Below are 1042 nucleotides of genomic sequence, written 5' to 3'. Positions count from 1 at the left end.
CCCAGTCCGAGGACTGTGGCACTTAAAGACGCTGCAAAGGGGCTTTGTTTCAGCGAAATCGCCACTAACTGCTTTGGAGTGTTGGAGCTACACCCTGAAACTGGGCCTACTCCGGAAAGCTCAGGCGGCGAAGGAGAGATTGAAAGCGGGGCGGATCGCCTTAAGGCAGATTGGCTCTAGTGCTTGGCAAGTTTCTGAATCTTCCTGCCGTGACGTTCCAAGACCTTATAACACCCCTTGTGACCTATGTCACAGACCAGCCTGACGGCTACCACTGAGATGAATAGCAGAAAGGAATAAGTAGGCTAGAAATGGTTTTATTGTACTGGGGCTAACAGGCGCTCTAAATGCAGTTTCGGCGAGGCTCGCAGGTAGCTTTGCAGGCAAGCCTTCTGCTTGCCTTACAACCTCAAGGTTCAGTGCGTCGAGTTCGTGACCTAGCCGAGGAAGTCGGTGTTGGCGCCACCTACCTTGTAAAGATTCTGCAAAACCTCAGCCGAGTGGGACTGTTGCGCGGGGCTCGCGGCCCTGGCGGCGGAGTTCAGTTGGCGCGACCAGCCAAGGAGATCAGCCCATGGGAGATACTAGCAGCAGTCGAACCCGAAGGTGAATTGGAGCAATGCGTATTAGGGCTCGACCCATGCGATAGTTTTACTCCCTGCCCGTTGCACGACGCCTGGAAGCCTATTCGTAGCCAAATCCTGGCCATGCTGCGGGACAGGAGCCTACAAGATATAGCTGTTGATGCACATGAAAAGGGCATTCTCCGATCGGATATGACCCCTGAGAAGGACGGCAAAGCTGGCCAGAGTGAGTCCGGAAAGAGAATATGAAGACAAGTTTGCGTGTGGCTCTGCCCGTGATCGTTGTTCTCATTGCCGCTGGCTTGGCCGGGTGGTGGGGGTGGAGAGCAAAGTGGTTTACCGACAAGGTACCACCGGGACAAGCACTCTACGAAGAGCACTGCGCAGTGTGTCACGGGATTGAGGGCGACGGGCAGGGCAAAGCGGCCTACTTATTGCGGCCAAAGCCCAGAAATCTC

2 protein-coding genes are annotated in these 1042 nt (G+C 55.1%); both read left to right on the top strand.

Annotation, left to right across the window (positions count from 1 at the left end):
- A partial coding sequence (locus V6D20_21280; protein ID HEY9818314.1) for a hypothetical protein occupies positions 1-180 on the top strand: 180 nt, incomplete at its 5' end.
- A 649-nt stretch (positions 181-829) separates the two neighbouring features.
- On the top strand, positions 830-1042 hold a 213-nt coding region (locus V6D20_21275), incomplete at its 3' end, for a c-type cytochrome (protein ID HEY9818313.1).

The organism is Candidatus Obscuribacterales bacterium, assembly GCA_036703605.1.
Lineage (GTDB): Bacteria > Cyanobacteriota > Cyanobacteriia > RECH01 > RECH01 > RECH01.
This window is presented reverse-complemented; position numbering and strand designations above follow the sequence as displayed.